Source organism: Kerstersia sp. (assembly GCF_052103615.1).
Taxonomy (GTDB): domain Bacteria; phylum Pseudomonadota; class Gammaproteobacteria; order Burkholderiales; family Burkholderiaceae_B; genus Kerstersia.
Map to the genome: position 1 here is coordinate 1 of NZ_JBQEKA010000125.1, position 6,243 is coordinate 6,243.

Here is a 6,243-nt window from a genome sequence, read left to right on the forward strand (position 1 = left end):
CGGCGTCAGCCAGACTTTCAGCGAGAACAGCCCGATGCCTGTCATCCAGGCATCCGCGCTTTCCAGCGGCGACCAGTTGGACTGCTGCTGCATCAGCCATTCGCTGACCGGTGTCCAGGCGAGCCAGACCAGCAGCACGCCGCCGACAGCCATGATGATGAATGGCAGCAGCAAGGCCAGCAGCATGCGCGGATGCCAAAGCGAGACCCGCGCGCGCTGGAAAGCCTGCGCCAGCATGGCGGCCCCCTGAGGCGCTGGGGTGCCAGCAAGCGCTGGCGGCTGGGAAATAATGGGCATGACAGCTCCTGCCTGAAAAACAGATGCCAATTATCCCTGATCCCGGCGCGGCAACCCGGCCATAGCCCGGAAACCGGCCGGTTCAGAGACAGGCGAAGCGTTGCCCGATGTTACGTCCGCCTATGACGTCCACTCAGTACGTCCACTCAGTACGTCCACCCATTACGCTCTGCCCGCTCTGTCCCGCCCGGTTTCCTGCCCGGCCTGTTCTGCCGCGCCTGGCGCCCTGGGCGCCAGGAATTCAGGCAGCCAGCCATTCGCCATGCGGCGCGACGGAAACGCCCCGCATGCCATGGCGATCCAGCGACTGGGCCACAAAACCGTCAGCCTTGCAGGACTCAATAAACGCCTGGAGATAGGACAGCGCTTCCTGCCCGCGTGACTGGGGCACGCCCATGGCCTGGGGAATTACCATGAAATGACCCGGCAACAAGCGCAGCCCCGGCACATGGTCACGGTCTTTTTCCAGTTGCTGGCGCACACCCGCCATCACCGGGTAACCGGCTTCCAGGAAAATATCCAGCACGGCCCTCGGGCTGGGCGCCCGTACCAGGCGGGCGCGCTGCAACGTGCGCGACAGGTGCAGATCGTAGGCGCTGCCCTGGCCAACAACCAGGTCTATGCCTTCGGCATCGACGTCCTCATTGTGCTGCATCGGGGAGTCGCGGCGGACGGCATAGCAGCCTTCGATCAGTACATACGGATCGGTAAAGGCAATGCCGCTGCCGCTGCGTTGCGGATCTATGGCAAAAAAGCCAATGTCGGCCTTGCCGCCAGAGACCAGGGCCACCGACTCGCGGGCCGCCTGGCAGGCAATCAGTTCCAGCGGCACGCCCAGCTCGCTGGCCAGACGCCGCGCCAGATCGACGGTGACGCCTTTCAGGGCGCCTTTGTCAGTGAGGCCTGCCAGAACGGCATTGCCGAGATTGATGGCGACGCGCAGCGTACCGCTGGGCGCCAGGACTGCTGCTTTTTTTTCTTTTTCCTGCACGGTCGTCTCCTTGCCAGCACATGAACACGGCCGCTTGCGACGGCCAGCCCTGCCCTGTTGTCTCTTGGAAAGTCTATTCCCGGATCACCGGCAGCACACTGTGCAATGCAGCATGAATGGCCGGTGATGGAACTATTCTTCCAGATTTTTCTGTATAGGCAAGCATTTTTTGTGCAGCGCGGCAATCTTCGCGAAATAGCGACGTTCCCGGATACGAAAAGCCTGCCGGCAAAGCAGCAGGCGCCCTGCGTCTGGCAGGTTTTACGCCGGGCGGCGCATGAAAAAACGGGTGGCGTCGGTGACTTCGAAGAAATCCCCCGGGCCGCCAGCGCGCAGAATCGGGCCGGGCAAGGCCGTCTGATAGACCCCATCGACCAGACAATGCCGGGAAATATGCGCGGCGACGACTTCGCCCAGCACCATCCAGGTATCCAGTTCCTGGCCTGCCGCATTTTGCAGCCGGAAATGCTGGGTCAGGCGGCATTCCAGCGATACCGGGCTTTCGGCCACCCTGGGCGCGTCCACCAGTCGCCCGGTCAGCGGCGTCAGCCCGCTCAATTCAAACTCGCGGACATCCCGCTCGACACTGGTTTCATTCATTTTTTCCGCCAGAACGCGGGTCGCCAGATTCCAGGTGAATACCCCGGTTTCAATGGCATTGCGCACGCTGTCTTTGTAGCCGACGCTGGAAAACGCAATCACCGGCGGGCGGTAGTTAAACACGTTGCAAAAGCTGTACGGCGCCAGATTCAGCTGGCCTTCGGCCGAGCGCGAACCTATCCAGCCGATGACGCGCGGGCCGACGATGGCAGCGATGGGATCATGCTTCAGGCCGTGCCCTTTTGCCGTTTCGTAATAGTGGTAATTGCGATCTTCCATTTTTTGCCTGCATTCTGCGATTTATCTATCAAAAACACCGGGAAAGCCCGATGCCCACTTAAATACTTTACAACTAAAATAACCTTTTCACCATGGCCCGGCGGCGGGCCCCGGCACGCGCCGCTTCTTGCAGCGCCTGGCCGTGGGGGCTTTACCGCTTCGACAGGGATTTCACCATGCAGACCATGCTCAGCCATTGGGAAGACCACGCCTACGGTGACCTGGACCAGGCACAGGCCGCCGTCAGCAATATGCTCAAGCCGCACCGTCTATGCATGCAGCATACCGGGCAGGCGCTGGACACCCGCATCCGGCATGCCGACTTCGGGCGCATTACCCTGAGCCGGCTGTGTTACGGCGCCGATGTGCGCATCCAGCCCGAGCATCTTGCCGGTTTCTATCTGGTGCAAATCCCGCTGTATGGTTCGGCCCAGATCCGCTGTGGCGCCGAAGAGGTCGATTCCACCGTCAATACGGCCAGCCTGCTCAACCCCAATGAAGACATAGACATGCGCTGGCGCGGTGACAGCGACCAGGTCATGCTGAAGCTGGACCGCAACCTGGTCGAAGGTCTGGCGGCTGCCATGGACGGCGTCGATACGCCGCGCAGCGTCAGTTTTCCGGTCCGTTTCGAAGCCCATGCCAGCGCCCCCTGGAAACGCATGATGCGTTATCTGCTGGACTGCGCCCATACCCAAGGCGAAGGCGCCGACTCCCCTTTGCTGCTGACGCAGATCGAGCAACTGGCCGCCTCTACCCTGCTGAGCCTGCATCCGCACCGGCAGCTCGATGACAGCCCGGCAGCCCAGCGCATCTTGCCGCGCCACATCAAACGGGTGGAAGCCTATCTTCAAGAGCATGCGCATACGGCCGTGCGCGGCGAAGACCTGGCCCGTTTTGCCGGGGTCAGCCTGCGCAGCCTCTACGCCGGGTTCCGCGAATATTGCGGTATCAGCCCCATGCAATACCTGCGCGGCATCCGGCTGGAACGCGCCCGCCGTGACCTGCTGGATCCGCAGCAAAGCGACTCGGTTTCCACCATTGCGCTGCGCTGGGGCTTTTCGCACCTGGGCCGCTTCAGCGCCGAATACCGCCAGCGTTTCGGTGAAACGCCCAGCGTCAGCCTGCAACGCCGGGGGCTGTAAACGCTCAGGCGGCACCCGCACCAGGGTGCCGCCCGGTCACGACTTGCCGCCCAGAATGCGCTTGGCCGCCAGATAACCGGATTGACCGCCCAGCCCCGGCCCCGGGTGCACCGAAGCGCCGATATGATGCAGGTCTTTCACTGGCGTGCGTCCGGTACGCGCCGCTTTCACCCCGGCAAAGGGACGCATCCAGAAAAACTGGTCCGGCGAACACACGCCGGAATACGGGTCGCCACCCACCAGATTGATATTCCAGGCCTCCAGATCTGCCGGTGAAAACGCGCGGCGGTCCAGAATGGACTTGCCCAGCCCTGGCATCACCGTTTCCAGCCTGGCCTGCACGCGATCGGCATAAGCCTCCCGCACCGCTTCGTTCCAGCAGCCATCCTCAGGAATGGCGATTTCCCCGGCCATGTCGCCGCGCAAACGGGAAGGCACATCCTGCATCTGCACCCACAGAATCCAGCCGCCCTCGGGCGCGCGCGACGCATCGACCGCCACCGGCTGCCCCACTGCCAGCGTCGGCCGGGCAGGCAGGCAGCCGTTGTTGGCTTCGGTCACTGACAGGCACACCTGTTCCAGACTCTCGGTCACATGAACCATGGGCACATGCTGCAACTCGGGCTCGCGCCAATTCGGCGCGCGGTCCAGCGTGAAATGGATTTGCATGCCGCCGCGGCCATGCCGGAAGCGCTTGGCCTGTTCGACGGCTGCCTCGGTTTCCCGCAAGGGGGGCAGCAACTGTCCGTAAAGCTGGCCCGGCGTCACATTGCACACCACGCCGCGCTTGGCGCGCAGTGTCTGCCCGCCGGCCTGCACGCCGACCGCACGGCCCCGTTCGACCAGCACGCGCTCGACATTCATAGAGGTTTGCACCGAACCGCCAGCGGCACTGATGATGTCGATAAACCCCTGCACCAGACGCGCCCCGCCGCCTTTAACCACCGGCATCCCGCCAGCGACCACTGCCGCGCAAGTCAATTTGCCAATCAAGGCGGAAGACGCTTCGTCCGGCCCCAGGCCGCCATGCAGCACCCAGGGCGCCAGCATGGCGCGGTTTAGCGTCCCTTGCATCGAGCGGTCCGCCCAGCGGCGCAGGCTTTCCAGCGCCTCTGAGCCAAATGCCATCAAGCCGTCCAGCCCCCGTTTGCGCCACTCGCCGAACAGCAAGCGCGCCGTGGCCAAGCTGTAGGGGTCATTCCCCATGAGACCGAATACCAGGCCCGCATCGGCGCCAAACATGCGTTGCGCCATGGCGGCGAAGGCATCGCCGTCCCCTGCCGCCAGCGCATTCATGCGCGCAGCGCTATCGGCAATATCCTTGCGCAGCGCCAGGCCCGGGCCGCCAGGAATGGCCACACCGGTGCTGTAGTCGCAAGACACGAACTCCACACCCACCTGCTTGAGCGGTTCAGCCAGTTCGGCATAGGCCGCGCCGCCCAGAAAGAGCGGATACCAGCTCGACAGCACCTCATGGGTATAGCCGGGGTACAGGCTTTCCGTCCGGATGCAGCCGCCGGGCACCGAATTGCGCTCCAGCACAGTCACCGTCATGCCGCGCTGCGCCAGCACGGCGGCGCACACCAATGAATTCATGCCGCTGCCGACGACGATGACATCGGCCTCAGGATTCTTATTCATGCTTTGTCTCCTGTCCTTCCTGAAGGCGGTATCCACGCGGATACCGCACAAAATCGCCGACACCGGCCGCATGGGCCGGTGTCGGTTTGCCGCCGGGCCGTGAGGCTCATGCCCGCGGCCCGGCTTAGCCTATGTTCAGGCGGGTGAAACGCCCTTGATGGAATACGGCCGGCGCATGCCCGTCGGCTTCATGGCGCAATACCCTGCCGATGAACAAACGATGGTCACCCCCTTCGTGGCTGCAGTAATTCTCGCAGACAAAACGGGCGCTGCAGCCGTCGATCAGGGGAATCCCTTCCTCGCAATCCTGGTGGCTGGCCAGGGCAAATTTGTCTTCCACCCGGGGGTTGGCAAAATTCAGGGCCAGCTCCGCCTGCGCTTCGCTCATGATGTTGATGGCGAAGTGCTTGCAGGCCAGAAAGGTTTCCAGGCTGGGGGAATGCGTCACCAGACTCCACAGAATCAATGGCGGATCCAGCGAAAGCGAGGAAAACGAATTGATGGTCAGCCCTACCGGCCTGCCATTGCCGCTGCGTGTCGTCACCACGGCAACCCCTGTCGGGAAATGCCCCAGCGCCTGGCGGAAGGCGCGGCTATCGAGCACGACAGCGGCCTTTTCCTCGATGGAAGACATGGACATGATGCTCTCCCTCAGGCCGCCAGACGGCCAGCGGCGCAGTCGCCTATCAGTTTTTCGGCCGCAGCCATATCCGTCCAGGCGGGGAAATAGCGCGGCGGATGGTTAAAGCCGTTGGCCAGGAAATGCGCCAGCGCCGGGTGCGCCTGCGCACCCATCAACAGGCTCAGCGCCGAAGGCTGGGGCGGCGCAAGCATGGAATTGGTCCACTGCACCACCTTGCCTGCGTAATCCCAATACGTTTCAAACACCTGCTCCATCCAGGCACGGTCGTATGCCTGTTCGCCGCGCGCCAGAATGGCATCCAGATAGACCTTGGCCGCCTTGGCCGCGTTATTGGAACCCTGGCCGGTGATCGGGTCATTGACCACCACGGCATCCCCCATGCCCAGCACCATACGGCCCGACGGCAAGGTCAGCACCGGCTTGCGCACGGTCGGAGGGAAGGCGCCGGACAAATATCCCATGGCATCGGTCAGTTCCACGTTGCGGGCGCGATCGGCCTCCCAGGGCAGGAAGGTGCGCAGGAAATCCAGGCTGCGTTCCAGATGGTCCGCCGGGCCTTGCACATCACGCCAGCGGTCCAGCGGGCCGCCAGGCACCCCTTCGAACACCATGATGTCGCACGGGCCGGACAGGGTCAGCGACGGGAA

The 6,243-nt window shown here is 63.4% G+C and carries 6 protein-coding genes and 1 pseudogene; 1 reads left to right on the forward strand and 6 read right to left on the reverse strand.

The window, feature by feature from the left end; translation table 11 throughout:
- The 3 genes and pseudogenes from ACTJGZ_RS15465 to ACTJGZ_RS15475 form a co-directional block, all read right to left on the reverse strand.
- Positions 1–297 (reverse strand): annotated as a pseudogene (locus ACTJGZ_RS15465) (EI24 domain-containing protein); the annotation flags it as partial.
- Positions 298–538: 241 nt separating this feature from the next.
- Positions 539–1,288, reverse strand: coding sequence for an ABC transporter substrate-binding protein (locus ACTJGZ_RS15470; RefSeq protein ID WP_441663790.1), 750 nt, complete (start codon positions 1,286–1,288; stop codon positions 539–541).
- Positions 1,289–1,549: 261 nt separating this feature from the next.
- Entirely contained in the window at positions 1,550–2,167 is a 618-nt protein-coding gene (locus ACTJGZ_RS15475) for a flavin reductase family protein (RefSeq protein WP_441663791.1), read from the reverse strand.
- Positions 2,168–2,343: 176 nt separating this feature from the next.
- On the opposite strand from ACTJGZ_RS15475, the gene ACTJGZ_RS15480 reads away from it, so the two are divergent.
- A complete protein-coding gene (locus ACTJGZ_RS15480) occupies positions 2,344–3,312 on the forward strand; it encodes an AraC family transcriptional regulator (protein WP_441663792.1) in 969 nt (322 codons plus the stop codon).
- Between the two features lie 36 nt (positions 3,313–3,348).
- Here ACTJGZ_RS15480 and ACTJGZ_RS15485 read toward each other — a convergent pair whose 3' ends face one another.
- The 3 genes from ACTJGZ_RS15485 to ACTJGZ_RS15495 form a co-directional block, all read right to left on the reverse strand.
- Positions 3,349–4,953, reverse strand: a complete 1,605-nt coding sequence (locus tag ACTJGZ_RS15485; protein ID WP_441663793.1) for a phytoene desaturase family protein — start codon at positions 4,951–4,953, stop codon at positions 3,349–3,351.
- Between the two features lie 124 nt (positions 4,954–5,077).
- Complete coding sequence (locus ACTJGZ_RS15490) at positions 5,078–5,593, reverse strand: flavin reductase family protein (RefSeq protein WP_441663794.1); 516 nt, start codon at positions 5,591–5,593, stop codon at positions 5,078–5,080.
- An 11-nt stretch (positions 5,594–5,604) separates the two neighbouring features.
- Positions 5,605–6,243, reverse strand: a 639-nt coding sequence (locus ACTJGZ_RS15495) for a styrene monooxygenase/indole monooxygenase family protein (protein ID WP_441663795.1), incomplete at its 5' end; no start/stop codon positions are given.